At 37.8% G+C, this 26,702-nt stretch carries 24 protein-coding genes; 10 read left to right on the top strand and 14 right to left on the bottom strand.

Translation table 11 applies throughout. The features are described from left to right. Window positions 1-77 precede the first annotated feature (77 nt). A complete protein-coding gene (locus RMB13_RS06035) occupies window positions 78-389 on the bottom strand; it encodes a YcgJ family protein (RefSeq protein ID WP_004643179.1) in 312 nt (103 codons plus the stop codon). Between the two features lie 348 nt (window positions 390-737). On the opposite strand from RMB13_RS06035, the gene RMB13_RS06030 reads away from it, so the two are divergent. Continuing rightward, complete coding sequence (locus RMB13_RS06030) at window positions 738-1,895, top strand: iron-containing alcohol dehydrogenase (protein WP_311084688.1); 1,158 nt, start codon at window positions 738-740, stop codon at window positions 1,893-1,895. Continuing rightward, window positions 1,895-2,329: a thioesterase family protein gene (locus RMB13_RS06025; RefSeq protein ID WP_004643183.1), complete on the top strand. Its 435-nt coding sequence runs from the start codon at window positions 1,895-1,897 to the stop codon at window positions 2,327-2,329. Before RMB13_RS06030 ends, RMB13_RS06025 begins: the two co-directional genes overlap by 1 nt. A gap of 49 nt (window positions 2,330-2,378) precedes the next feature. Here RMB13_RS06025 and RMB13_RS06020 read toward each other — a convergent pair whose 3' ends face one another. From RMB13_RS06020 to amvA, 5 genes are all read right to left on the bottom strand, one after another. Beyond that, the gene (locus RMB13_RS06020; RefSeq protein ID WP_311084687.1) at window positions 2,379-4,607 is read right to left on the bottom strand and encodes a phosphocholine-specific phospholipase C; all 2,229 of its coding nucleotides are present in this window, start codon (window positions 4,605-4,607) and stop codon (window positions 2,379-2,381) included. A gap of 315 nt (window positions 4,608-4,922) precedes the next feature. Beyond that, window positions 4,923-7,010, bottom strand: coding sequence for a DNA polymerase III subunit gamma/tau (locus RMB13_RS06015; RefSeq protein WP_311084686.1), 2,088 nt, complete (start codon window positions 7,008-7,010; stop codon window positions 4,923-4,925). A gap of 122 nt (window positions 7,011-7,132) precedes the next feature. Next, a complete protein-coding gene (cpaB, locus tag RMB13_RS06010) occupies window positions 7,133-7,768 on the bottom strand; it encodes a metalloprotease secretion chaperone CpaB (protein WP_311084685.1) in 636 nt (211 codons plus the stop codon). A gap of 22 nt (window positions 7,769-7,790) precedes the next feature. Next, the gene (cpaA, locus tag RMB13_RS06005) at window positions 7,791-9,572 is read right to left on the bottom strand and encodes a metalloendopeptidase CpaA (protein WP_311084684.1); all 1,782 of its coding nucleotides are present in this window, start codon (window positions 9,570-9,572) and stop codon (window positions 7,791-7,793) included. A gap of 258 nt (window positions 9,573-9,830) precedes the next feature. Further along, a complete protein-coding gene (gene amvA, locus RMB13_RS06000; RefSeq protein WP_311084683.1) occupies window positions 9,831-11,309 on the bottom strand; it encodes a multidrug efflux MFS transporter AmvA in 1,479 nt (492 codons plus the stop codon). 125 nt (window positions 11,310-11,434) lie between these two features. Between amvA and RMB13_RS05995 the strand changes: the two genes are divergently transcribed. After that, window positions 11,435-12,013 carry a TetR family transcriptional regulator gene (locus RMB13_RS05995; protein WP_080027322.1) on the top strand — a complete coding sequence of 193 codons (579 nt, stop codon included), beginning with the start codon at window positions 11,435-11,437 and terminating at the stop codon, window positions 12,011-12,013. A gap of 50 nt (window positions 12,014-12,063) precedes the next feature. Here RMB13_RS05995 and RMB13_RS05990 read toward each other — a convergent pair whose 3' ends face one another. From RMB13_RS05990 to RMB13_RS05980, 3 genes are all read right to left on the bottom strand, one after another. After that, complete coding sequence (locus RMB13_RS05990; protein WP_311084682.1) at window positions 12,064-13,323, bottom strand: serine hydrolase domain-containing protein; 1,260 nt, start codon at window positions 13,321-13,323, stop codon at window positions 12,064-12,066. Window positions 13,324-13,394: 71 nt separating this feature from the next. After that, window positions 13,395-14,249, bottom strand: coding sequence for a MaoC/PaaZ C-terminal domain-containing protein (locus RMB13_RS05985; RefSeq protein WP_311084681.1), 855 nt, complete (start codon window positions 14,247-14,249; stop codon window positions 13,395-13,397). A 77-nt stretch (window positions 14,250-14,326) separates the two neighbouring features. Then, the gene (locus RMB13_RS05980; RefSeq protein WP_017392163.1) at window positions 14,327-15,718 is read right to left on the bottom strand and encodes a 3-oxoacyl-ACP reductase; all 1,392 of its coding nucleotides are present in this window, start codon (window positions 15,716-15,718) and stop codon (window positions 14,327-14,329) included. Window positions 15,719-15,953: 235 nt separating this feature from the next. Between RMB13_RS05980 and RMB13_RS05975 the strand changes: the two genes are divergently transcribed. Further along, window positions 15,954-17,525: an acetyl-CoA C-acetyltransferase gene (locus RMB13_RS05975; RefSeq protein WP_311084680.1), complete on the top strand. Its 1,572-nt coding sequence runs from the start codon at window positions 15,954-15,956 to the stop codon at window positions 17,523-17,525. Between the two features lie 67 nt (window positions 17,526-17,592). Here RMB13_RS05975 and aceI read toward each other — a convergent pair whose 3' ends face one another. Beyond that, window positions 17,593-18,027: a chlorhexidine efflux PACE transporter AceI gene (gene aceI, locus RMB13_RS05970; protein ID WP_045430845.1), complete on the bottom strand. Its 435-nt coding sequence runs from the start codon at window positions 18,025-18,027 to the stop codon at window positions 17,593-17,595. Window positions 18,028-18,116: 89 nt separating this feature from the next. Between aceI and RMB13_RS05965 the strand changes: the two genes are divergently transcribed. The 3 genes from RMB13_RS05965 to leuE all read left to right on the top strand — a co-directional run bounded on the left by RMB13_RS05965 (window position 18,117) and on the right by leuE (window position 20,854). Continuing rightward, the gene (locus RMB13_RS05965) at window positions 18,117-19,010 is read left to right on the top strand and encodes a LysR family transcriptional regulator (RefSeq protein ID WP_005039849.1); all 894 of its coding nucleotides are present in this window, start codon (window positions 18,117-18,119) and stop codon (window positions 19,008-19,010) included. A gap of 130 nt (window positions 19,011-19,140) precedes the next feature. Next, window positions 19,141-20,130, top strand: coding sequence for a transaldolase (gene tal, locus RMB13_RS05960; RefSeq protein WP_092706928.1), 990 nt, complete (start codon window positions 19,141-19,143; stop codon window positions 20,128-20,130). 73 nt (window positions 20,131-20,203) lie between these two features. Beyond that, complete coding sequence (gene leuE / locus RMB13_RS05955) at window positions 20,204-20,854, top strand: leucine efflux protein LeuE (protein WP_262472288.1); 651 nt, start codon at window positions 20,204-20,206, stop codon at window positions 20,852-20,854. Window positions 20,855-20,904: 50 nt separating this feature from the next. Here the strand turns inward: leuE and RMB13_RS05950 are convergent, their stop codons facing one another. Next, window positions 20,905-21,378 (bottom strand): Lrp/AsnC family transcriptional regulator, encoded by a 474-nt coding sequence (locus RMB13_RS05950; protein WP_004643202.1) that lies wholly within the window; start codon window positions 21,376-21,378, stop codon window positions 20,905-20,907. A gap of 186 nt (window positions 21,379-21,564) precedes the next feature. Between RMB13_RS05950 and RMB13_RS05945 the strand changes: the two genes are divergently transcribed. After that, window positions 21,565-22,740: a benzoate/H(+) symporter BenE family transporter gene (locus RMB13_RS05945; protein ID WP_311084679.1), complete on the top strand. Its 1,176-nt coding sequence runs from the start codon at window positions 21,565-21,567 to the stop codon at window positions 22,738-22,740. Between the two features lie 58 nt (window positions 22,741-22,798). On the opposite strand, the gene RMB13_RS05940 is transcribed toward RMB13_RS05945, so the two are convergent. The 3 genes from RMB13_RS05940 to RMB13_RS05930 form a co-directional block, all read right to left on the bottom strand. Beyond that, complete coding sequence (locus RMB13_RS05940; protein ID WP_080027328.1) at window positions 22,799-23,242, bottom strand: RDD family protein; 444 nt, start codon at window positions 23,240-23,242, stop codon at window positions 22,799-22,801. Window positions 23,243-23,510: 268 nt separating this feature from the next. After that, window positions 23,511-23,684, bottom strand: a complete 174-nt coding sequence (locus tag RMB13_RS05935; protein ID WP_005039840.1) for a hypothetical protein — start codon at window positions 23,682-23,684, stop codon at window positions 23,511-23,513. A 176-nt stretch (window positions 23,685-23,860) separates the two neighbouring features. Further along, window positions 23,861-24,088: a hypothetical protein gene (locus RMB13_RS05930; protein ID WP_005039839.1), complete on the bottom strand. Its 228-nt coding sequence runs from the start codon at window positions 24,086-24,088 to the stop codon at window positions 23,861-23,863. Window positions 24,089-24,379: 291 nt separating this feature from the next. Here RMB13_RS05930 and RMB13_RS05925 point away from each other — a divergent pair, with 291 nt between their 5' ends. Together RMB13_RS05925 and RMB13_RS05920 are read left to right on the top strand one after the other, a co-directional pair. Continuing rightward, the gene (locus RMB13_RS05925) at window positions 24,380-24,823 is read left to right on the top strand and encodes a universal stress protein (RefSeq protein WP_056480860.1); all 444 of its coding nucleotides are present in this window, start codon (window positions 24,380-24,382) and stop codon (window positions 24,821-24,823) included. Window positions 24,824-25,084: 261 nt separating this feature from the next. Continuing rightward, window positions 25,085-26,671, top strand: coding sequence for an ATP-binding cassette domain-containing protein (locus RMB13_RS05920; protein WP_311084678.1), 1,587 nt, complete (start codon window positions 25,085-25,087; stop codon window positions 26,669-26,671). Window positions 26,672-26,702 lie beyond the last annotated feature (31 nt).

Below are 26,702 nucleotides of genomic sequence, written 5' to 3'. Positions count from 1 at the left end.
AATTAATAGTCTATTTATCTGATATTATGTAAAAAAAGCCCAATATTATGGGCTTTTAAGTAAAACTTGGATAAAAATCATTTATTTTTAAAAAGTTTATCCGTCATTTTTCTATCAACTTTACTACGATGCCCATTTTCAAAGTATCGATCGACATGGCATAGTTTTGTTTTGGTATCACAGAACACACCATTTGAGAGTGTGAATGCTGAAGTATCAAAATCACCTTGAGAGAATGCTCTGTTCGCTTTGTTAGTTCCTAAGTATTTGGCTGTAAGTTTTTTAGATACACCTTTCTTGTCAGCGCAGATATATTTGTCACAAATTACACCATTTTTAGGTGAATAGACGCTAGAGCTGGTTTTCGCCATTGCTGCTGAGCTAAGCATTAAACAAGAACATCCAATAAGACTAAGTACAGTTTTAGAAATTTTCACTTTTGAACCGAATAAAATTATAAATTGTTAGGGCATTATATGAATTAGTAGTCTTCAGGAAAATCTACCAAACAGTATAAATAACAAAAAGCCCACCTTTCCATAAACGTTTAAATACCTTGCGTGATCTCCGCCTACCTTCCCCCTCCTACCATATGAAAGTAGTGCATATCTCATACAACACTCAACATAATCACTTCAGAACTACTTTATTTTAAAGTGTCTTATGCTAAGTTACTTAAAGATTGAATCCTAAAGAACCCTTCTACAATAATGTTCAAAAATAAGGAAATAACGTATATGAGCCATTTTCAATTTCAAACCGTTCCAAATATCATCTCAGGCTTAGGCTCTATACAAGAATTACAGAATATTTTGTCATCAAAAGCTTACCGTAAGTTGTTACTAGTGACTGATGCAGGCATGGTCAAAAACCAACTACATCTACCCATCATTCAAATTTTAGATACCCTTAATATTGAACATGTCATTTATGCCGATGTTCAGGCTGACCCACCCGAACAAGTTGTTTTAGATGCAGCCAATTATGCAAAACAGCAAAATGTAGATGCCATTATTGGTTTTGGCGGTGGTAGTTCTTTAGATGTTGCAAAAGTAATTGCCTTGCTCGCACACCCTGACCAGACTCAAAGTTTGCAAGATATGTATGGCGTAAATCAGGTAACCACAGCTCGCCTTCCACTCATTTTAATTCCCACTACAGCTGGTACAGGCTCGGAAGTCACTCCAATTTCAATTGTGACCACGGGCGAGACAACAAAAATGGGGATTGTCTCTCCGGTACTGTATGCAGATACTGCTATTTTAGATGCCACGTTTACACAAAATCTTCCAGCACATATTACTGCCGCAACAGGTATTGATGCGATGGTGCATGCCATTGAGGCATATACCTCTAAGCATAAAAAGAATATTTATACTGATATTTTAGCCAAAAATGCTTTGAAGTTACTGAACCATAACTTACCGAAAGTTCTTAAAAACGGTAATGACTTAGAAGCAAGGCAAAACATGCTGTTCGCCTCGATGCTTGCAGGTCAAGCATTTGCAAATTCACCCGTTGCCGCTGTGCATGCTTTAGCTTACCCACTTGGCGGACATTTTCATTTATCGCATGGTCACACCAATGCCTTAGTGTTGGTTGAAGTATTAAAATTTAATGCACCAAATGCAAAAAAATACTATGCGGAACTGATGCAATGGCTAGATCCATATAGCAATGGCAGCACAGATGGTTTGTGTGATCTGTTTATTGACCATATGCAAAACCATTTGGATCGTAGTGGTTTGGTCTTAAAGCTTAGAGATTTGAATATTGAAGAGTCTAGTCTACCTAAGCTTGCTCAAGATGCCATGCTACAAACTCGCTTGCTACAAAATAACCCTCGTGACATGACAGAAGCTGCTGCTTTGGCAATTTATCAGGCGATTCATTAATGACTAAACCAGTTTTAAAAACCCGCGATCAATTTAAGTTCTTTTTAGACATTCAGACCCGTTGGGCAGATAACGATATCTATGGTCATGTGAATAATGTGACTTACTATAGTTACTTTGATACGGCGGCCAATGCTTTGCTCATTCAAAAAACAGGTTTTGATATTCATCAATCACAATCAATTGGCTTAGTGGTCGATTCAGCTTGTAGTTTTTTTCAGGAATTATCTTTTCCCGAAATTATTCAGGTAGGTGTTGCGATTGGTAAAATCGGTACCACTTCACTGCGCTATGAACTGGCCATCTTTAAACAAGGCCAAGAGCAAGCCTCAGCTCAAGGACATTTTGTGCATGTCTTTGTTGATCGCGAAACGCGTAAGACTGTTCCAATTTCTGAGTCTACTCGTGACGTTTTAGAGAAATTTTTATTATAAAAAAATGAGGCAAAAAGAAAATGCGTTGTTCTTTTTGCCTCTTCATTATTTAGATCATCGCAGGATCACTAAAAGAGTCCTCACCCGTTTCAACCCGACCAGCAAAGCGTCGGTAATAAGACACATCACTTTGGCATGTGATTTCAAAATCGTACCAATGCCCTACGTCAGCCAAAGCCCAGTGCTGCTTAATGACTTGCCCCGCTTTTACGGTAAGTTGTAACGGTGCGTCTTGTCGATATGCACAAGGTTTTACTGTCAATATCGCATCCTTGGTTCCTTCATTCATAAGCTCTACATAGACATCACCATTAGCAATGTCATAACACACTCGAATTTCAGGTTTAATTCCACTATCGACAATACGTTGAGTATCTCCTTTAAAATGACGATGATAACCATTTGGGCCTAACACCCATAAATCATAGCGACCTAAGTTATCTTTTAAAGCATCCCATTCATCATCTAAGGTTTTATTCGGCTCGACAATATAACGCTTTGGAATACGGTCTAGATTGAGCTTGTCATACACATGAAAAACCGCCGCTTGCTGACCTGTATTAGAGAAAATCAATTGCACCTTTCCATCCGCTTTACAACGCGAACTGGTATGCAACTCATAAGGCAATGCTCGTGACAGACGTATACCACTTTGCTGAATCGGTAACTTGCTATCTGTTGGTACTGGAACAGCAGGTAAAGCCTCTTGATTTTCTCTTAATTCATCTGCCTGTAAACGTGTTTGCTTTCCATTGAGCTGCGGTAAAACATCGGCATTTGGAGTTTTAAAATTAAATGCGCTGGTTAAATCACCACACACTGCACGGCGGTATGGACTAATATTCGGCTCTTTTACACCAAATCGTTTTTCTAAAAACATAAGCACGGACGTATGGTCAAAAACTTGAGAGTTGACCCAACCACCACGGCTCCATGGAGAAATCACATATAACGGAACACGAGGCCCTGGCCCATAAACGCGCCCATCAGGTGTAGGCTGAGAATGGCTTGCCTCTGGTGCAGTATGATCAAAATATTCATCCTGCATGTCGGCACTGCTTAATGTTGATTTCCCTGCGTATTGACCATTTTTAAGTCGAGATGGCGCAGATGGTGATGGTACGTGGTCAAAATAGCCATCATTTTCATCAAAATTGATAATCAGTGCTGTTTTACTCCAAACCTCTGGCACAGCAGTTAATGCATCAATAATTTCTTGAATAAACCATGCCCCCTGAACTGGGCTTGAAGGGTCTGGATGTTCACAGTAAATTGACGGCGCATTAATCCAAGAGACTTGCGGCAATTTGCCTTCACGAATATCTCGTTTAAATGCATCAAGATATTCTTCAGGTTTATTGCCCGGTAAAGTATTTGCGATGCCCTTATATAATGGATTTTTGGCATTATCAGTCGCAGCTTCATAAGCTTTATACGGTAATTTTTGCCCCGTGTCGGCATAGGGTTTGTTCGGTTCACCACCACTTGCAACCGGATAGCCAGATGCAATATTGGCCTTTCTAAATGAGCGGAATGCACCAAGCATATTATCGCCCCATTCATCTGGCATATTTTGATAACAAATCCAGTTTACTCCTGCTTCTTCCAAACGCTCGGCATAGGTCTTCCATGTATAACCTCGATCTGCCGTGGCTGGATTACCATCAATCCAGTCCCATTCATTGTTTACAAATGAACGCTTGGTTGGTGTTGCCCCATTTGTGCCTGTTAAGTGAAAAGACCGATTCGCATCTGTTCCAGTGTGCATAGAGCAATGGTAGGCATCACAAATCGTAAAAGCATTTGCAAGCGCAAACTGATATGGAATTTCTTTTTCTTTAAAATAGCCCATTGATATATCAGTTTTATGGGCTGGCCAATTCGCCATACGTCCATTGTCCCAAGCCAACTGACTGTCATTCCATGTATGAGGCGTACCATCTGCACGCTGTGCATTATTGGCTGTACCATCCAAATGAAAAGGCGTTAAAACTTGCCCGTTATTTCTGAGTTGCTCCCATACACGGCGGCCACTCGGTAGAGGAATCGTAAAACGATCAGCAAAACCTCGAACGCCTTTTAATGTTCCAAAATAATGGTCAAAAGATCGGTTTTCCTGCATTAAAATAATAACGTGTTCGACGTCTTGAATTGTGCCTGTTTTATTGTTTGCAGGAATTGCCAAAGCTTTTTGAATACTAGATGGGAAAGCCGCCAATGCCGCAGCACCAAAGCCCATATTTAAAGAGTAATTTAAAAATTTACGACGTGTAATCATGATCAGGTTCTTTTTATTATTTAAGTTTAAGGAGCACAGCGCATTACAGGCTTTTTACCTGTGTCTGGTGCATTTGAATTATCATTTGATGAGTCGTTACAGCCACTCAGCAAAAGTGCGCTGATCAATAAAAAATATGAATATTTAAAAGAAGTTATTCCTGCGTATTGCCTTTTCATGTCTATGTACAATCCATTTAAAATCTAAAATGGCTAACATAGAAAAGTACAATGACAATGACGTGACCTGAATGTTTCAATCCCGTGAAAAAGCATGGAATTGTATAATTTCCAAGCTCATCACAGGACTAAAAAGTTAAGGCTTTAATTGAATATTTTGTAATTCGCCATCAAAGGTCTCTATGAGGCTTTTAATGACTGGCTGTTGTTGTAATAACTCAGCTGCTCTTTGAAAGGCTTTTTCTTTACGCGCACTTTGAATGATATATGGTGTAGCCGTATTTACAGCACCATATTCAACTGTAAATTGAGTATCAGGCCATTGCTCATTTAATGCATCAATAAGACCTTGTTGTAATTGAGTCAACATATTTTCATATTCTTGAGGAATATGGAAAACTGTATTGCCACCAATTTGACCTGTCATTACGCCATGCTGAGCAAGCTCTTGAACGGCTGGAGACAGTTGACTAGTTCTAAACCAATATTCCCATTTTGCTAGTGTCCACTCACCTTTTAAGGTTTGCGTGGTTAGCTTCAAAATGTCTTGAGGCATAAGCTGCCCGTTATCAGTTGCACTAACTTCTTTTACAACTTCAATCTTCTCAATCGCCTCTGGGGTTTCCACCAGTAACGGTTGCTCGACAACAGGTTCTAAGGCTAAATCATTAGCAATAGGCATATCTTGGGCAAGTGGAAAATCAGTGCTAGGTGCTTCAAATAAACCTATAGGCTCAGCAGTGCAAGCTGGTTCAGGTTCAATACTTCGGGTCTGGGTTTCAGCCTGAACTTGTACTGACTTTTGTTCTGGTACAGGAATAAAATCTTCCTCCAAAACATTACTTGTTTCTTGAACAGATGCTGACTCAAATCCGATTAACTCATGATGATTTGGGTCAAATACCATTAAGTCCTGATTAGACTGAGGTTCAGGTTCAGGTTCAGGTTCAGGTTCAGGTTCAGGTTCAGGTTCAGGTTCAGGTTCAGGTTCAGGTTCAACCATAGCGGGTTGGCTAATAACTTCAACTGGCTGCACAGCACTTACAGGAGCAATATCTTCAGCTGTTTGCTGAACTTGATGATTCACTACAACTTGCTGATTTTGTTGAACAGGCTCTGACACCACAATTTCATTTGGCGTTAGAGGACGGAACGCTAATAAGCGTAAAATACACATTTCAAAACCTTGTTCTTGCGTCACGGCAAGTTGTAGGTCAGATCGTCCTTTACATGCAATCTGGTAATAAAGCTGTAAATCTTGAGCAGAAATCAGCTTGGACAGTTGCATGATTTTGCGATTGATTTCATCGCTATATTTCAAACTCAAATCAGGCAGATATTGCAAAATTGCCAATTCATGCAATGTCGAAATCAACTGATCAAGTACAAGTGAAACATCGAGCGCTTGATGTCTAAATTGTAATAAAAGCTGACTCACTTTTTCACGTTGGTTCTGATGAATCGCTAAAATCAAATCATAAATGATCGTGCGGTCAATTAGACCGAGCATTTCTTTAACATCTTGATGCTGTACAGCACCCTGACCATAGGCAATTGCCTGATCGGTTAAAGATAATGCATCACGTAATGAACCTTGAGCAGATTCGGCAATTTGCCAAATTGCATCTTGGTCAGAAACAATCTGTTCTTTTTCAAGAATAGTGCCAAGATGTTTTGTAATTTCATCGACAGCTAAAGGGCGCAATGTAAATTGCAAACAACGTGAAATGACCGTAATCGGCAGCTTTTGTGGATCAGTCGTTGCAAATAAAAATTTAACGTGTTCTGGTGGTTCTTCTAATGTTTTTAATAACGCATTAAAGGAATGCGTAGATAACATATGTACTTCGTCAATCAGGTAAACTTTAAAACGACCTTGCGTTGGCGCATATGGAACGTTGTCTAAAAGTTCACGCGTATCTTCTACTTTTGTTCTTGAAGCAGCATCAATTTCAATCAGATCAATAAAACGACCTTCATTTACCGCCTTACAAGTTGCACAGACTTCACATGGTGTAGAGGTCACACCTGTTTCACAGTTTAAACACTTGGCTAAAATACGTGCAATTGTGGTCTTCCCCACACCACGCGTTCCTGTAAATAAATAAGCATGGTGTAGACGACCACGTTCCAATGCACTGCTTAATGCACGAGAAACATGGTTTTGCCCCACTAACTCATTGAAATTACGTGGACGGTATTTTCTAGCAAGTACTTGATACATGTATGCTCCTTGTTACAGGCATAAGCATACTTTGTTTTTAAAAGAGAGTGAACGCATAAAGCTCATATCCGTACAGATAAACTGCGAACTATACTCTTTTCCCATCCAAACCATTTATTTGACTAAGGGTGATCATGATGTAACTCGTGATCAGTGACTCCGTCATCCATCGTTTGTACTAGTCCAACCCCATCTTTAATTTCAGCCGAATAATTTCCTTTCTCGGTAAAAATTTGCATGATCGTATAGTGGTCTTTTTGACTTTGAGTAATGGTAAAGAAATTCTGATTTGGATCTCCCTGATCAAATTTCCCAGTCCACCGAACAATATCTTGGTCAACAGGTTCGATCTCTACAATTTTCCCTGTGCGGTTAATGCCGTATTCCAACATTTGAAACTTAACCGTATCACCTACTTTTTTGAGTTCAATCACGTTTGGATCATACTTAATCACCATGCCTTGTCCATTTTTAATCAATGGAAAATTAACATTAGAAGGTAGCTGATCCTTTTCTATCTCATTAAAAACAATTTGTTGCTTAGATAATCTTTCTTTCTCTGACGGGCTCAGATTCATTGTATTTTGACGAGCAAAACCAGTCTGACCTTCAACTCGCTTTAAGCCAACTTTCTCTTGTCGACTATCTGCAGATGACGTTAAAGCAGAAGAACTTTGCTGTGAAAATGCGAGCCAGATGAGAACTGCTAGCGCTAAACAAGCGATAGCAGTTCCTATTAACAATTTATTTTTTTTCATTATTTACAGCTAAAAATAGAGATTAGTTATATAGAGAAATTTTCTGTGCATTTAGGTTAATGACACTCACCGCATCAATTTTTCCTTCTACGCCCAAACGGACACCATATTTAGGGTTGTATAAGTATGGGCTAGAGTAAAAATTAATATTATTACCACCCATCGCAGTACTTCCTAAAGGATGAGCAAAGCCTGAACCAATATTGGTTGAACCATTATGGTATAAGCCAAGATTATGTCCTACCTCATGACGCATCGCAGCAAAAGAACAACCTGCAATATCATTTGCACCAATCATGTTATATGAAGATGCATTAATCCATGCCCAGCCACAACCGCCATCGCCTGGTTCATTGCCTTGATAATAGACGCCATCAGCCAATACGCGTTTACGCTCATTTTGTACGGTCGTGTCATCACGTCCAAAAGAAATCGCTTCTTTTAAAGTTGCAGCAGGTATTTTATAAGTTAAATAGCCCACATCTCTTAAGTAAAAACGTGCATTCGAATTTTCAGCAGTTAAATTCGTTAAATTTACGCCTTCAATCATTCTAAGTTTTGCAGCACTTTCACCTAAAATTGAATTTACTTCTGGACTAGAAACTAACAACATATCAATTGTGTAGCTATCTACTGACCAGCCTTGAGCCGTGTAAATAAAACGGCGGTTTTCACCATTTTTAATGGTCGCAGACAAACCATTGGCGGCATTAATATAGGTATCAGCCGATGCATTTGACGCAATAACCACCTTATCCCCGACTTGAGCTTTAACTGGTAGTTGTAAGGTTGGCTGCCAATTTGAGGTAGAAAGTTTTACTTTTAAAGCGGGTTGAGTCATATTCGGTAAAATTGCAGGAATTGTTGCCGATGAATCAATCACCTTCGTTGGTGAAGAGATCAGCTGCCAATATCCTTTGTCACTTACATACATAAACTCATATTGATCGCCTGTTTTTAGCGTTAAAGTCGCTTGGCTATTAATATTGGTATTATTAATTTTTGCAGACCAAGTCGCGGTAGATTTAATAATAATTCTATCCCGATCACTTGCAGTCGCAGGAAGAGTAAAATTGGATACCCAGTTCCCATCCCCAAATGAAACTTCTGTAAGTGGACTATTTACAGCTGCTAAAGATGATCCAATTTGCTGAACATTTAACTTCTGAGGTTTTATATATTCTGGAACCCATTTTCCTAAAGCAGAATAATATTTAAACCAATATTCAGACCCATTTTTTAATAAAAAACTGCTTGGAAATAGCAAATTTGCTTTATCTATATTGGAATCAGCACTTGCTGTGGAAACAATTTGTACAGTCGTTCCATCGCGTACGTCACTTGGTAATGCAATGGTTTGTGCCCATTTATCATTTTGAATAAGTACTTTTTGTATGGATGCAGTTGTTAACGGTACAACCTCATAGTTAGCACCATTCGTAGGACTCACTGTCGCTAACTGTGCGATCCATTTATTTTGACTGCTATTAAAGATGAATTGATAAACATCTCCACTATTTACCTTTAATACTTCTAACGGAATATTGGTATTAGAAGTATCTAAATAACTACTATAAGCAGCACTAGAACGAATTGTAATTTTGTCCAAATTATTAGCGCTTGTTGGTAAAGTAAGGTTTTTGACCCAATTCCCATTTGCTAAAGAAAATTCTAAATCTGAATAACCAGATGGAATTGATCCACTATTATTATTCTGATTTGGTGAAAGTACAGTTGCGGCATATACAAATGAAGATGCAACAATTGCTCCAATAATGAGTGATGTTTTTAATTTAAAATTCACAGCAGCCTCTTGTATTTGTTTTTAGATTTTTCGAATAGCAGGTTAGCAAACCATTTTTACGCAGTCAATTTCATAACAATTAATTTTTTATTAAATTTCAATTACATGACTACTGAATCATTTTGAAATAAAAATATGAACCTTTTTAAAGAATAGTTTGTTTATGAGAATTAAATAACCAATTTTTAATATGTAGAAAATATTAAAAAGATATTTAAGGATAAAAAGAAAGGTAGTCTCTCTTTTTATCCTTTAGTTTTAATTTACTTTCTTTGGAAAGCTAAACCAGACAAATACAGTTAAAAGGAAGAAACAAATAGCTGAGATAGTAAGCACCCAACTATGCGCATAGCTAAAAGCTTGCTGCGCAACTGCAATTAATTGCCCTCCTAAAGGACTTTCAAGGTTAGAAGCCAATTGCATGGTTTCACCAATCGAAATACTCGCTTTTTCAATTAAGTTCGTCGGGAGTTCCTCTGGCAAAATAATTGAGCGACTATAAAACCAAGACAACATTAGACCAAAAATAGCGACACCTAAACCAGCACCCAACTCATAGGCCATCCCTTCAATCGCACCTGCTGCACTCGCTTTGTTTGATGGTACAGAAGACATAATGGCTGCTGTTGAAGCCAGTAAAGCAATCTCAATGCTAAAACCTAAAAAGACCATACACGTCCATGCTAAAAAATGATCGGTCGAAAAGTTAAGCTGGGCAAGCCCCCATAGACTAAAGCCACTTATTAAAATCCCAACAGTAGATACAAGTCTAAGTCCCCATTTATTTAAACAGATTCCTGCTAATGGACCACCTAAACTAATTGCAATCATAAATGGAATAATAAACATGGCAGCTTGCAAGGGAGAAAAACCATGCACAAACTGCAATTCTTGAGACAAGAGTAATTCAAATCCAACCAAAGCAATCATGGAAACGACAGCCATGACAATGCTGGTAGAAATGACTGGATGCTTAAATAACTCCAAATCAATCATTGGAGTGGTACTTCTTTTTTGACTTCGAATGAAGTGAATTAAAGCACTTACCCCAACCACAAACATCGCGACTGTAAGTACTGAGAAGTTATACATGGCCGATTTGATCGAATAGATCAGACTTAAAATCGCCACAACCAACACTAAAGCTTGTCCTAAGTTAATTGGTTGATCGGTTTTCTCTTCCTGCTTAGGAATGATCATGACAATCATGACCAGAACAACCAAAATAATTGGGATGTTGATGAGGAATACTGCTCCCCAATGGAAATGCTCGAGTAAAAAACCACCCACTAATGGACCAAAAGCGGCACCACCGCCCCCTACTGTAGACCAAAGGCCAAGTGCAAAATTCCTTTGCTTTTCTTCGGTAAAAGCATTTCGAATACCTGATAAAGTTGCAGGAATAAGCATGGCTGCCCCTAGCCCTAAAAGAGCACGGGAAGCAATTAAGGCATAGGCTGTTGGTGAAAAAGCAGCTGCCAGTGAACCAACTCCAAAAATTGCAGTTCCAATAAATAATAATTTTTTAAAGCCAATACGGTCACCGAGTGCACCCATCGGCAAAATCAAACCCGCCATAATCAGTGAATAAATATCAATGATCCATAAAAGCTGATTGGCAGTTAAATTCAATGCTGCACTTAAAGATGGTGTTGCAACATGCATCACTGTTGCATCAATTGTAACCGGCAAATAAATAAGGACGATGATCGTCAGAATTAACCATTTCTTTTGCATAACGCTCTTCGATATCCAAAACTTGGACATGTGTTCAAGTTAAGGTTATTATATACACAATTGGACACTTGTCCAACTTTAAATTTTAATGTAGTTTGTCTCGAATTCAGTCAGGTGAAATAAACATGGCCTATCTTAATCGTGATCAACGCAGAGAAATGATTCTGCAAGCTGCCATGCAAGTTGCTTTGGCTGAAGGTTTTACGGCCATGACGGTACGAAGAATCGCAAGTGAAGCCCAAACCTCGACTGGACAAGTTCATCATCACTTTTCGTCGGCATCTCACTTAAAAGCTGAAGCTTTTTTAAAGCTTATGGAACAGCTGGATGAAATTGAACAAGCTCTACAAACCACTAGCCAATTTCAAAGGCTCTTTATCCTGTTAGGTGCGGAAAACATAGACAGACTTCAACCCTACTTACGATTATGGAATGAAGCTGAACTCTTGATTGAACAAGATATAGAAATACAAAAAGCTTATAACTTGGCCATGCAAAGTTGGCATCAAACGATTGTTCAAGCGATTGAATGTGGCAAAAAAGATGGGGAATTTAAAACTCTATCTAACTCAACAGACATTGCTTGGCGTTTGATTGCTTTTGTATGCGGTCTAGAAGGTATTTATAAACTTGGATTACAAGGACTAGCTGAAGAAGATTTTAAACGTCATACAGAAGCGATTATTCGCTTAGAATTGTTATAAGCGTAGAGCTGGCATTTATTCAAATACCAGCATTTTTGAAAGTACAGAATTTAGAACCAGCCTTTTCGGCCTTTTAAAATTTGGTCGGTACAACGTAAAGCTTCTTGAGTCAGGCCCCACAAACGATAGTCACCCGTTATTGACCCAATCTGAAAGTTATGGGTATAAGCAAAGCTAAGATCACGTTCAGGATCACACCATGCTCCTGAACCATTGTAGCCAATATGACCAAAGCCATTTTTAGCACGCTTACCCATGGTAATAATACGGTGATAACCTAAACGCCAATTCATTGGAATTGGCATAACACGATCACGTGCATAACTTTGGATAGTGCTCAATTCTTTAAATATTTCTGGACGAATCAGTTGCTGTGCATCCCATTCACCGTGATTTGCTAGCATCGCATAAATTTTGGCAAGGCTACTTGCAGTAAATGTCCCATTTGCTGCCGGAATAACAGCTTGCAACCCTTCATCACTAAAGAAACTAAAATGCTTCATTCCTTTTGGAATCATAGCATCCTGAAAATCTTGCGGGTCTTGTCCAGTCCACGTAATCATTTTTTCAGAGAGTGAACTTTTGCGCGGCTGCGGCTTTTTAGGTTTTTCAACTTGAGTAGATGCTGGTTTTTCTGGTTTCGGTTGAATAATTAGACGTGCTACACGATCTAACTCACTTGCAGGCGTTCCAAAATAAGCACCATCTAACTGCAACGGTTCAACAAGATATTTTTGCATGAGCTGATGTAAAGATTGACCAGTTGCTTTTTCAAGCACGCCGCCCACAAGCCAACCAAATGTTAAAGCTTGATAAGCATTACCCTCTCCAGCAACGAATCTTGGCTTAGTCGCCGCAACCACATCTAACATGTGTGACCAGTCGAGCATTTCTCTCGCACTTTCGATGGTATTTCGAATATCAAACATACCGCTTTGATGGCTCAGCACATGACGCAATGTCATTTGCTCTTTACCATTTTGAGCAAACTCAGGCCAATAAGTCGAAATCGGTTTGTCGTATTCTAAAAAACCTTCACTTACTAAAATATGCGCCAAAGTTGCAAGTACACCCTTACCTGTAGAGTAGCAAACTGCCAAGGTATCTGGTTGCCAAGCTTCAGTTTGTGATTTTAGACCCGTGTAAATATCTACAACTTTCTGGCCTCTAAAATAAACCGCTAATGCAGCTCCACCTTGTCCTGTTCTAGCATCTTGAAGACGGCTAAACTGGTGAGCTAAATCAATAAAACGTTCATCTAAAATACCGTGATAGTTTTGGGTATCGGCCAGTAAAATCTCTTTAATCACATGAAGTTCCTTGCATTTTTTGTTATTTTGCTCAAAAGCAGCCCAAACATCTGTTCAGGCTGCTGATATTTTTATAATGCTTTTACAGTTCCTGCAACATGCGGTTTTTGTGATTTCGTATTACGAATCAAGAAATCAGTCTTTTTCTCTGCATTGGCAGTTAAAAACTCAACTTTTGAAGGTAAGAACATTGGCAGCTTAAACCACACATCTGCTTCATAAGCATTTGGTAATTCAAGATTCGCTAGTGCTTTAGCTTTGCTCCACATGCCATGTGCAATTGCTTGCTTAAAGCCAAATGCTTTCGCAGTAATGGCATGAATATGGATTAAGTTAAAATCACCAGATACTTTCGCATAACGGCGGCCTGTGTTTTCTAAAATATCCCACTGGGCCTTTGGCACATAAGCTGGTACTTGTTCTTCTTTGGCTTTTTCGCCGACTCTTTTCTCAACTTTTTGACGAGATAAATAAGTCGTTAAGCCTTCCATAACTACTTCGTTGCCAACTTTTGCAGTGGTAATAAAGTCAAACTGAACACCTTTATCATGCGGTTTTAGTTCCCCAAATTTACATGACAGAGTGAGTTTTTCAGTTACACCAATCGGTCTAGTTTGTTTAATCTGGTTACGAATATGGACCAAACCTAAAATCGGAAATGGAAAAGCTTCTGCCGTCATCATGTGCATTTGCAAACTTTGAGAAAGCACAGCCAAATAAATCGCTGGTACAAAGCCATTATTTTTAAAGCCACATACTTCGTTGTAAGCTTTGAGATGACTTTGATCAATCTCAAGACTATCAACCACATATTCAACTTGCGGCAAGATTTTTGGCCCTTTAGGCTTTTTAAAGATTAAACCTTGCACAACTTTTGGATAAGCCAATGCCGCTTTTGGTAGCTGGCTAAAATGACGAGTATTCATACCTAACCTTTTATAATTTATAGATTCTTGAATAAAAAAGGGATGCCCAAGCACCCCTTATCTTTAGCTAAGAGTGCTTAAGCGCCTAACAAGCTTTGACCACACACACGTACCACGTTGCCATTTACGCCTGTAGATGCAGTTGATGCAAACCATGCAATCGTTTCTGCTACATCAACAGGTAAACCACCTTGTTGCATCGAGTTCATACGACGACCGGCTTCACGAATTGCAAATGGAATCGCAGCAGTCATTTGTGTCTCAATAAAACCAGGAGCTACTGCATTAATGGTAATACCATTTTTTAGAATAGGTGCAGTAAATTTAACTAAACCAATCACACCTGCTTTAGATGCAGCATAGTTAGTTTGACCAAGGTTACCTGCAATACCACTAATTGATGATACGCAAACAATACGGCCATTTGCATTTAGACCATCGTTTTCTAACAAGTAGTCATTTACTCGTTCAGCAGCAGACAAGTTAATGTTAATTACCAAGTCCCAAAGCTCAGGCTTCATATTTGCCAAAGTCTTGTCACGAGTAATACCTGCGTTATGAACGATAATATCTAAACCACCCTGTTTTGCAGCAGCAGTTTTAATTTTTTCGCCCGCATCGGCAGCTGTAATATCAATTGCCAATGTAGAACCGCCAATATCAGCAGCTACACGGTCAAGGTCAGCTTGTTGCTGTGGTACATCTAGACAAATGACATGAGCACCATCACGCGCCAATACATGTGCAATTGCCTCACCAATACCACGGCTTGCACCTGTTACTAACGCAGTTTTACCAGCAAGTGGTTTTGCCCAATCAACATCAACGACATCTGCTTTAGAAACACGAACAACTTGACCAGATACATAAGCTGAACGCGGAGAAAGCAAGAAGCGTAAAGTTGATTCAAGGTTTGCAGCAGCACCTTCATCTACATATACAACTTGAGCCGTAATGCCCTTTTTAAATTCTTTACCTACAGACTTGATAAAGCCTTCAAGTGCACGCTGTGCAATTGCCTGTTTTACAGTTTTTGCAGTTTCAGGAGTTGTACCAATCACAATCACTCGACCAGAAGTCGCAACTTGACGTGCAATCGGGTTAAAGAATTTATAAAGTTCGTTTAACTGTTCTGAGTTTTGGATACCAGAAGCATCAAATACTACTGCTTTGAATTTTGATTCTTTGTCGCCTGCATTGAATGGGCGTAAATTTAAACCAACTTTTGCAGCGTCTTGCTGTAATGCAACATTATTGCCTACATAGCTGTCAGCATGAATATTGCTAAGTACTTGTGCAATCGCACCAGACAATACACTTGACGGCGCTGCGCCAACCAATACTGCACCATTCACTACTGGCTGAGCACTTTCAAAACGCTCTAATGCAACTGGTGATGGTAAACCCAAATTTTTAACAACGAATTTACCAATAGGAGATTGTGTAAATGCTTGGTATTGATCAGTCATGATTATTATCTCTCAAAGAAATGAATTTTCTACGACAGGCTTCATTATGTTATGAGATGAATAGCAACAATATGAAATCAGTCGTTCATTAGAGTTACTCCAAATCATACTTGAGTTCATCTTTGGATGTCTTGACCTGAATGCTATCTACAATGTCATTCTAGTCAATACAGGTCTATTTGAATTGTGTTAATGTAGCTTATAAGAATATCGTTAATATGCTTGGAAAAGCCTTATGAGCAAGACAACTCAAGAAAATCCAGCAGTCGAGAATTCTGCTGAGGAAAAAGTGTCAAATACATCAAAGCCGGCTTCTAACACGGCTAAGCGTAACAGCACAACTCCTAAAGCAGCAACTAATACACCAAAAACGACACGTACTCGTTCAACGACTGCACCTGCACGAAGCCCTCGTAATAAGAGCGCTGCTTCTGCACCCTCATCTACATCTTCTAATAATGTAGCTGCAGCACCAAAAGCAACAAAAACCAAAACTTCTGTTCAACAGGATAAAACCATGAGCCAAAATACTGTTCGCCGCGTTGCAATTATTGGTGGCAACCGCATTCCATTTGCACGTTCAAATACTGCTTATTTTAAAGCATCGAATTCTGACATGCTGACAGCAGCATTGAATGGTTTGGTTGAGCGCTTTAACTTACAAGGTAAGCGTATTGGTGAAGTCGTTGCTGGTGCTGTTTTAAAACACAGCCGTGACTTTAATATGACTCGTGAAGTTGTATTGAGCACTGATCTTGCTCCTGAAACTCCAGCTTACGACATTCAAATTGCTTGTGGTACAGGCTTACAAGCTGCTTTTGTTGTTGCTAACAAAATTGCACTTGGTCAAATTGATGTAGGTATTGCAGGCGGTGTAGACACCACTTCTGATGCTCCAATCGCTGTTGGTGATGGTTTACGTAAAGTTTTGCTTGAGCTCAATGTTGCTAAAACTGGTAAAGACCGTCTTAAAGCATTAACAAAAATTGATTTTAAAAAGCTTCTTGATGCGCCAAGCAATGGTGAACCACGTACTGGCCTTTCAATGGGTGAACACCAAGCAATTACTGCATTGGAATGGGGTATTACTCGCGAAGCTCAAGACGAACTCGCTGCAAGCAGCCATCAAAAACTTGCTGCTGCTTATGAGCGCGGTTTCTTTGATGACTTAATCACTCCATTCTTAGGTCTTAACCGTGACAACAACTTACGTGCAGACAGCACAGTTGAAAAACTTGCTAAATTAAAGCCTGTTTTCGGTAAAGGCGAAACTGCAACAATGACAGCGGGTAACTCAACTCCGTTGACTGATGGTGCATCTGTTGTGTTACTTGCTTCTGAAGAATGGGCAAAAGAAAACGGTCATGAAGTTTTAGCTTACCTTTCTTTCTCAGAAACCGCTGCTGTTGACTTCATTGGTAAAAATGGTCCTAAAGAAGGCTTATTGATGGCTCCTGCTTATGCAGTACCTCGTATGCTTAAGCGTGCAAACCTTAAACTTCAAGATTTTGATTTCTACGAAATCCATGAAGCGTTCGCATCTCAAGTATTGTCTACACTTAAAGCATGGGAAGACGAAAAATTCTGTAAAGAACGTCTTGGCTTAGATGCACCTTTAGGTTCAATTGACCGCTCTAAACTTAACGTAAATGGCTCATCTTTAGGTGCTGGCCATCCATTTGCTGCAACTGGTGGTCGTATCTTAGCAACTGCTGCTAAATTGATTAATCAAAAAGGTTCAGGCCGCGCATTAATCTCTATCTGTACTGCTGGCGGCGAAGGTGTAGTTGCAATTGTAGAGAAATAATTTCTACATCTAACTACAAAAAATAAGCACCCATTTGGGTGCTTATTTCATTTTAGGATTTATAAATTTAGTGCAGTGAGGCAGCTTTTGCTTCAGGGAAAAACTTATCTTCGATATGGTCATAACACCATTGAAAAATGAAGGTATAGACCAAAATACATAAGGTTAAACCAATATCTAAAATAAGCGCATCAATGACACTCATCTGTAGCATATAAGCAATCATTGGCACTGTTGCAATCAGCAAACCGCCTTCAAAACCAACCGCATGTAAAATCCTTACAGGGATTGTTCTTTCCCAATTATATTTATGCTCTACTTTCTCAAAGTAGTGGTTAAAAATCATATTCCAGAAAACTGAAACCACTGCCATAAACACACCGAGTGTTCCGGTTACGTCCATAGGCATATCAAAAATAAAACTTAATGCAATCGCAATGATGACCAATAAAATTCCTTCATAACTGATTGCATGAATGATCCTTCTCTTGGAAATCAACATTTTTAAATACTCAATAATACTTGGATAATGTGCATTTTATTTTTATAATATTGATTAATCCAATCAGGTTCTTTCAGTTTTTTTGACAGATGAATATTAATCAAGAACAATTACTCATGTTTCAGGCCGTTATAGAAACTGGATCCTTTTCAGCAGCAGCACGTAAACTTGGAAAAGTTCCTTCGGCTGTAAGCATGTCTATTGCCAACTTAGAAATTGATTTGGACTTAACCTTATTTGATCGTAAAGGTCGTGAGCCCGTCCCTACTGACGAAGCACGGGTGTTATATGAAAAGACTTCTCAGCTTTTGATTGAGATGAATCAATGGAAACAACATGCACATGCGTTAAGCACAGGTTTAGAAGCTAACTTAACCATTGTGATTGTATCTGAACTCTTACACACCAACTGGACCGATTATATTTGCCTTTTAGAGGGTCGTTTTCCTGACCTACAAATTAATATTGTTTCTGCTCCCCAAGAAGATGCGTTACAAATGTTGTTAGATGGTTCTGCCCAACTTGCACTCATGTTTGAACGTGAGCATCTAGATAACAGAGAACAGTTTGTAGAACTCAAGCCTGAGGCTTTAATTCCAGTTATTTCAAATAGTCATCCACTCGCAAGCCAAAATCAGGTTTCTTATGAACAGATCCTCACAACACGACAAATTGTTGTGGCAAGTCGAGATGAGACATTAAAACCCGAATTACTTTTTTCGAAACATTACTGGCGTACAGATAACCACCACTCTGCTTGCTTAATGATTTTACGTGATCTGGGCTGGGGTGTTCTTCCTCAAGAAATGTTTAAAGAAAACCCTGAACTTAAAAATAAGCTTAAAATATTGAATTTATTAGATTTCACTCCAAGATTTGAATATTACGTAGATTTGGTATGGAGTCGTGAAAGTGAGCTTGGTGCTGCTGCCAGATTCCTTATTGAACATATCCGTAAGCAACGAACGCAACAGGTCCCTTAAAATTATTTCAATTTAGATGCAGAATCTAAACGTTTTTCTTTGAAATATAACAATTGATATATCGACAGTATGAATAGACTTTGTGCTATAAAGAAAATATAAGATTTATTACTGAAGATGTTGAATATCAATGACTCATACAGCACTTGACCAATTAAAAACACTAACGACCGTTGTTGCCGACAGTAGCGACCTTGATGCAATTCGTAAATTTCGTCCATTAGACGCGACGACTAATCCTTCATTGATTACGGCAGCAGCAGAACAACCAGAAAGTAAAGAACTCATTGAAGATGCTTATTATCAAGCCAAAGAAGAAGGCTATAGCAACGATGAGTTAATCGAAAGAACTATTGATATTTTAACCGTAAAATTCGGTGTAGAAATTTTAAAACTGATTGAAGGTCGCGTTTCGACTGAAGTTGATGCTGCCCTTTCATATAACACCGAAGCGACCATTCAAAAAGCGCATGAATTATGTGAACTTTACAAAGGTTACGGTATTGATCAGTCACGTATTCTTATTAAAATTGCGTCGACTTGGGAAGGTATTCAAGCCGCGAAAGTACTCGAAGCTGAAGGTATTGCTTGTAACCTCACTCTCCTTTTCGGTTTACATCAAGCTCAAGCATGCGCAGATGCAAAAGTAACTTTAATTTCACCATTTGTAGGTCGTATTCTAGATTGGTACAAAAAAGCTGAAGGTGTAGATTCTTACCCAATCGAAAAAGACCCAGGGGTCGTTTCAGTTAAAAAGATCTATACCTATTACAAACAGCAAAATATCCCGACTCAAGTAATGGGTGCGAGCTTCCGTAGTATCGATCAGGTTCTTGGACTTGCTGGCTGTGATTTACTAACGATCTCTCCGGGCTTACTTACCCAGCTTGAGCAAGATACACGTACAGTTGATGCAGCTCTTGATGCAACTAAATCAAAGCAAGCAGATGCTATTGTTAGACCAGCTCAAGATGAGCAAAGTTTTAAAGACGAACTTAACCACGACTTAATGGCATTCCAACTTTTACAAGGTGGTGTTGATGGCTTTATTAAAGCTCGTGACCAATTAAGTTTCTTATTACGTCAGTCTTTTGGAATTGATGCGGAAATTAAACCTTAAAAAACTTCACTTTTCATACAAAATCACCGATTTTTGTTATCATGGCAAAAATCGGTTTTTTATTGGGTTTCTCGTGTTCGGCATAACAGATTTAACAACATATATTATTGGTACATTCCTAATTGTGTTATTGCCGGGGCCCAATTCTCTTTATGTGATGTCAATTGCTTCACGTTATGGCATTAAAACTGGATATATGGGTGCATTAGGTATTTTTACCGGTGATCTCATTTTAATGCTTTGTACCGTACTGGGTGCAGCCTCTTTATTAAAAGCATTCCCATGGATATTTGTTATTCTTAAATTAACAGGCGCACTTTATCTATCTTATCTAGGCTTTAAGCTCTTACAAGGTAGTATTCAACGCTGGAAACAACGTAATCAACCACAACCTGAAATGGCTGATTTACCAGCTTTAGATAAAATTCATCCTTATAAAACAGCATTAAGCATTAGTTTACTCAACCCGAAAGCGATTTTATTTTTCTTATCTTTCTTTGTTCAATTTGTTGAACCCGATTATGCCTACCCAGCACTAAGCTTTTTAATTTTAGCGATTATTTTACAGGTGATTAGCTTTAGTTATTTAACTGCATTAATCTTCTCTGGAATTAAACTTTCAGCATTTTTTAAACAGAACCATAAAATTGCAGCAAGTAGTATTTTTTTAGTAGGGATTCTATTTTTCGGATTCGGTTTAAAACTGGCAACCTCAACAATCTAATCATCTTTATCCTAGTTTTTGCATTTATCAAGTTAAAACATAATGAACTGCTAAAATGCCAGCATGCCATCTGTTTTAACTTCATTGAGCACAAAAAATGTTCTGACTTGTCTTACCCCCGGTAAAGCAATAATTTTTTCACTATGAAATCGGTTAAAAGCAGCTAAATCTTTAACACGAATTTTTAGAAAATAATCGACTTCTCCAGCAACCAGATAGCATTCTAGAACATTCTCCAAATCACCCGCCGCCTGTTCAAATGCTTGAAAGCTATCAGGCGTTGAACGGTCCAAAACCACACCGACTAGCACCACCGTATCACGCTGCACCATACTCGGATTGATCCGAGCACGTACATCTAGAATTGCCCCAATTTTAAAAAGACGCTGTGTATGATTCCAACAAGATGAAGTACTTATGCCTACAAGCTTAGCCAGTTCAGCATTACTTAAGCGCCCATTTTCTTGTAAAGCACGCATAATTTTAAGTTCAAGCACTGTCAAATTTTCAGTCTGTTCTTCCATAAAATAATATCCCAAATTTAGTGTCACTTCTGAAAGGAATAATAGCATTATTCAATATTTTGAAAATATTATTTCTATTTTAAGTAAAAAATAGAAAGCACCTTCTTTAAAAAAATTGTTAGATTTACCTAGCTGAAAGCAGAGACAGAAACATATTAATTTTTCAGGGATTTAGAACATTTAGCTATGCAAAAGATTCTTCAAGATTTTTCAATTCCAGCCGTATTTGCTGGCTTTATCACTTTTTTAATAGGTATAAGTGTTTCGGCCATCTTAGTGATTCAGGCGGCTCAAGCTTTAGGTGCTTCACCCGAGCAAATCACCTCATGGTTTTGGGCTTTAGGCTTAGGTATTGGTTTATCAGGATTCATACTTTCTTGGAAATTTAAATATCCTGTAGCAACGGCATGGTCAACCGCAGGCCTCGCTTTAATTATGGCAACCGGCAGTGGCTATAGCTTAAATGAAGCGATTGGTGCTTTTTTAGTGGGTGGTTTACTGACTGCTATTTTAGGCTTTTCAGGTATATTTCAAAAAGCACTTTCATATATTCCTCAAAGCTTAACCAGTGCCATGCTTGCAGGTGTTTTACTCAAATTTGGTATTTCCCTGTTCGCCAGTTTGCAAAATGATTGGGAATTCGTTTTATCTTTACTGGTCATTTATATCATTACAAAAAGATTATGGCCCCGCTATAGCATTGTATTCACAGCACTTGCGGGTATTGCCCTGTGCCCTGTCTTTTTAGAATTTCATATGCCTACACTTCAGTGGTCTTTGGCTAAACCTGTTTGGATTAGTCCGGAATTTAGCTGGTCAGCACTTTTGGGCTTAGCTCTACCACTTTTTGTGATTAGCATGGCTTCGCAATATTTACCCGGAATTGCCATGATTAAAAGTTATGGCTATAAACCGCATGTTAATCAACTGATTGGCTGGACAGGTTTAACCCAAGTTGTGCTTGCCCCTTTTGGCTGTTATAGCGTCAATATTGCTGCGATTAGTGCGGCTGTAAGCTTAGATGACCAAGTTCATCCTGACCCAAGTAAACGATATATTGCAGGCATGAGCTGTGGTTTTTTCTACATTTTAATGGGCCTGTTTGCCGCAACATTGACAAGCTTGCTGATGTCTTTTCCACATATCTTTATTGTAGCTTTAGCTGGCATTGCATTATTTGGTACGATCAGCCACAACATTGCAATCGCATTTGCTCAGGTTGAAGATCGTGAAGCTGCATTATTTACCTTTTTATGTAGCGCTTCGGGCATTCAATTTTTCGGTATCGGATCAGCCTTTTGGGGACTGGTAGTGGGTGTAGTTGTATATTTTATTTTAAGACTTAAAGTCAAAAAAAGTTAATAAAAAAGCGTTTATAGCCCTTATTTTCAATGCTATGAACGTTTTTTCATCTTATTTCTTATAGCTCTCTTACTACAACTGATTTTGCCATTTTGTCATGCCAGCCTTGTTTTTTAGCATCAAATGCGACCCAAAAAAGACCAATACCAAAGACTAAAATTGATGGAATATAGCCAATATATCGAATAATACTCTGTGTGACTGTTAGCTTATTGCCTGTTTTTTCATCTAAAACCTTTAATCGCATCAATCGTTTACCTGGAGTACCTGCAAAATACAGCCAACATAAAACTGAATACAATAAAGGAAATACATAGTTCACGATCAAATCGAACCAATAGTTTTGTGGTTTTGTACTTAAGCCCGTGGCAAAGACTAAATCATAATCCCCTTGATAAAAAATCCATGCCGCAGGAATAACTGCCAAAAAAAGAATAAGAGTATCAATAATCATTGCACCAAATCTTAACCAGAACCCTGCATACTCATACTTATAAGTCATGCTCACCTCGCTTTGTTATTGTTTAATCGCTACAAACGCTTTTACAATTTTACTTTCATCCTAAATGAAACTTTTTTATTTTTAAATACTTAAATAAATTTAAAATTTTCCACTTTTATATTTTATTGTAATAATTTCGATCAAAAAAACGTTATTACATCAATATTCATCATAAAAAAATAATTTAATCTTTTTAGAACTGAAATTTTTCGTTTCAGTTCTATTGAAAAGTTTTATAGACAATTAAAAATATAAATACATATTTTATTTACTTCCAGAACAAAATATCTAATTTAAATTCTTTTTTTAATAATAATGCTGCAGATAATAGAGCTAATCCAATAACAATTAAAAAAACACTTAAGCTGACTAATCCATAAACAATAGCTACACTACCTAATATAGTTAAAACATAAAATATAATTACACTGAGTGTTGGCATTTCAATTTATTCCACTACTTAAAAATAAAAGCAATTTATTCTATCGAGTTTATAAACGATTGCTGTTTTCAAATGTTCACTACACTATTAATTTGTATCATCATACAATAATCATGTTATAAAACTTATTTAGTGTTACTTTAGTTTAATAGATAGTGATGAAGGTCACATAACTTTTATTTAATTTCAAAGTAATGCTTTTCAGTCACAAGTTTGATTTTCAAATTTTTATATAACCGCTCTTTTGAATCTTCAAGCGACGGAACAACTTTCTCTGCAAATTTATCTTCAGTCATGAGTCTGGCATACGTTTTATAGCCAATGACTAATTTTTCGGGTTCTTTACCTGTTTGACGAAACTCTTCTACCAATTTATTGACTTTCTTTGCTGTTAAATCAGCCATCTTCCTCACTCTCCCCCTTAGTTCACTATTTTGTTATACGGTTTCTATATGACAGAAATATGAACGGTAATTTTTTGTAATTTTCATGTAAATATTATCAATTATTCAGAAATAGCACTTAAACTCCATCACAACCAATACAAGAATAAATATAAGCAAATGATTTAAAACAGTTTTATTTAATTTTTCTTTCGTTTAGTCGAATAGATGTTTACCGAGAATGAAATATGTTAATCTTTAATTAATAAATGCTTCATACATATAACAACTGTAAATAAGAGGAATAACATTATGAATTACCAACATATTATTGTACCTGTCGATGGTTCTGAAATTTCTTTAGCAGCAGCAAGACAAGCAGCTCATATTGCCAAAGCATTTGGTAGTAGATTAACCGCTATTAGCTTAGTTGCAGTAGATCCTTTTAGCGGCGTAGATTTCTACTATATCTCACCAGTTGTAAAAGATTATTTTGTTGAAGCACGCGCCAATGCTGAAAAAACTCTCGCTAAAGTAAAAGCTTTATGTGCTGAAGAAGGTATTGATGCAGAAACTCAGATTATCCAAGGTGAAATTTCTTCAGATGGTATTCTTAAAGCTGTAGAAGATTTAGGTTCAGACTTGATTGTGATTGGTTCTCATGGTCGTAAAGGCTTCCAAAAACTTATTTTGGGTAGTTTTGCTCAAGATGTTTTAAACAGTACCAAAATTCAGGTATTGGTTGTAAAAGAATAAACTTTTTAAATGAAAAGAACCCAATCCAACGATTGGGTTTTTTAATAAAATAGATTGCATAAATTTTACACTAATCAAAAACCGAGCTAGAATAGCTTCTTATTCTTCCAATTTCGTGAGTCACGCCAATGAAGTAAGTCTTTTTTCCCATCAATTTTTTCTTTTTTGATGTGCAAAATAGACTATTTTTTTGTGATTTAACGTCTCTGCTTAAAACTACTTTTTCCTATTTTGTACATCCTGTATTTATGAGGTTTTTTTATGACTCAGCAGGCATGTGTAATATCACAGCTGACTTTAGAGCTTTCATCTAAAGTCATGTTTAAACAACTCAATTTTAGCCTTGAATCGAATCAGGTGTCTGCCTTAATTGGCCGTAATGGTCAAGGTAAATCTTTGCTTATGCAAATGTTAAATCAGACGCTTAAAGCAGATTCAATTCTTACATCTGGACAAATATCTTGGCATGTAAAACATGCTTATTTACCTCAATTGCATCGGTTAACGGGACTGACCATAGCCCAAGCATTAGATATCTTAGATATTTATCAAGCTCTTAAAAGAGTTGAACAAGGTGTTGCCAGTTTCAATGACTATGATTTATTGGAAGGTAAATGGGATTTACCTACCTTATGGAATACTCTCTTAGAATCTGCTCATTTACCCACTGATTTAGACTTTCCAATTAAAAACTTAAGTGAAGGTCAAAAAACCAAGTTGGCCTTAAGCTGTTTATTTTTAAAATCAGATCACTACTTACTTCTTGATGAACCTAGCAATCATTTAGATCAGGAATCTAGAAAATGGTTAATTGATCATTTGAAAAGGCACCCAGCAGGTGCACTGATCATTAGTCATGACCGAACTTTGTTGAACGAAGTAAACCACATTTATCATTTAAATGAACACGGCTTACATCACACAACCGGAAACTATGAGAAATTTGATGAGCAATATCAAACTCATGTTGCAGCTTTAGAGCAATCTGTTCAACAAAACCAACGTGAAGTTAAGCACATGAAGCAAAAGCAACATGATGTATTAATGAAAGCTCAAAAACGTGAACGTGCTGGCAATAAATTAAGAGAATCAAATTCTCAAGCCAAAATTTTGCTCGACTTTAAAAAGGAACAAGCAGGCCAAAGTATTGCGGTTATACAGTCTCAGCACCAACGACAAATTACAAATAGTCAAAACGAGTTAAAAGACAAAAAAATGCGTCTTGAAACCGTCAAACCACAACAGTTTGTCTTCCCCACTTTTCATAAAAAATCTGGAGAGATTCTTCGAATTAAGAAACTCAAACTGAACTATGGGACTCAACAACCTATAGATTTAGCTGCACATGCAGCCGAAAAAATTCACATAACGGGTCAAAATGGTATTGGAAAGTCAACGCTGCTTAAAGCAATCAATGCACAGAAGAATCAGTCCTGTGACAGCATTCAATTATTTGTAGAGTGCTTTTATCTCGATCAAAACTTTAGCTTTTTATGTGATGAAATGTCTGTTATTGAGAATTTAACCCACATGAATAATGAGCTTTCAGAATTGGAATGGAGAAATTTATTAGGTCAACTCCGAATTCGCGGTGATAAAGGTATCCAACTATTGTCTCAGCTAAGTGGTGGTGAAAAACTCAAAGTAGCTTTATTAGCGCTTAGCCAGATAAAACCTACACCTGAACTCCTGTTATTAGATGAACCAGAAAATCATTTAGATATTGAATCAAGGGAGTTACTCGCTCATGCCATTCAGAGTTATGAAGGTGCTGTATTACTCATTTCGCACGACCCACTGTTTGTTGAAAATTGCGGTATAAGTGAGTCATTTTCGTTAGCCGAATAGTTTTCACTCAGACTATTTCTTCAAATTTACT

Source organism: Acinetobacter sp. V102_4, assembly GCF_031799005.1.
GTDB classification, from domain to species: domain Bacteria; phylum Pseudomonadota; class Gammaproteobacteria; order Pseudomonadales; family Moraxellaceae; genus Acinetobacter; species Acinetobacter calcoaceticus.
The sequence above is the reverse complement of the archived record's forward strand: the minus strand, read 5'-3'. Positions and strand labels throughout refer to the sequence as shown.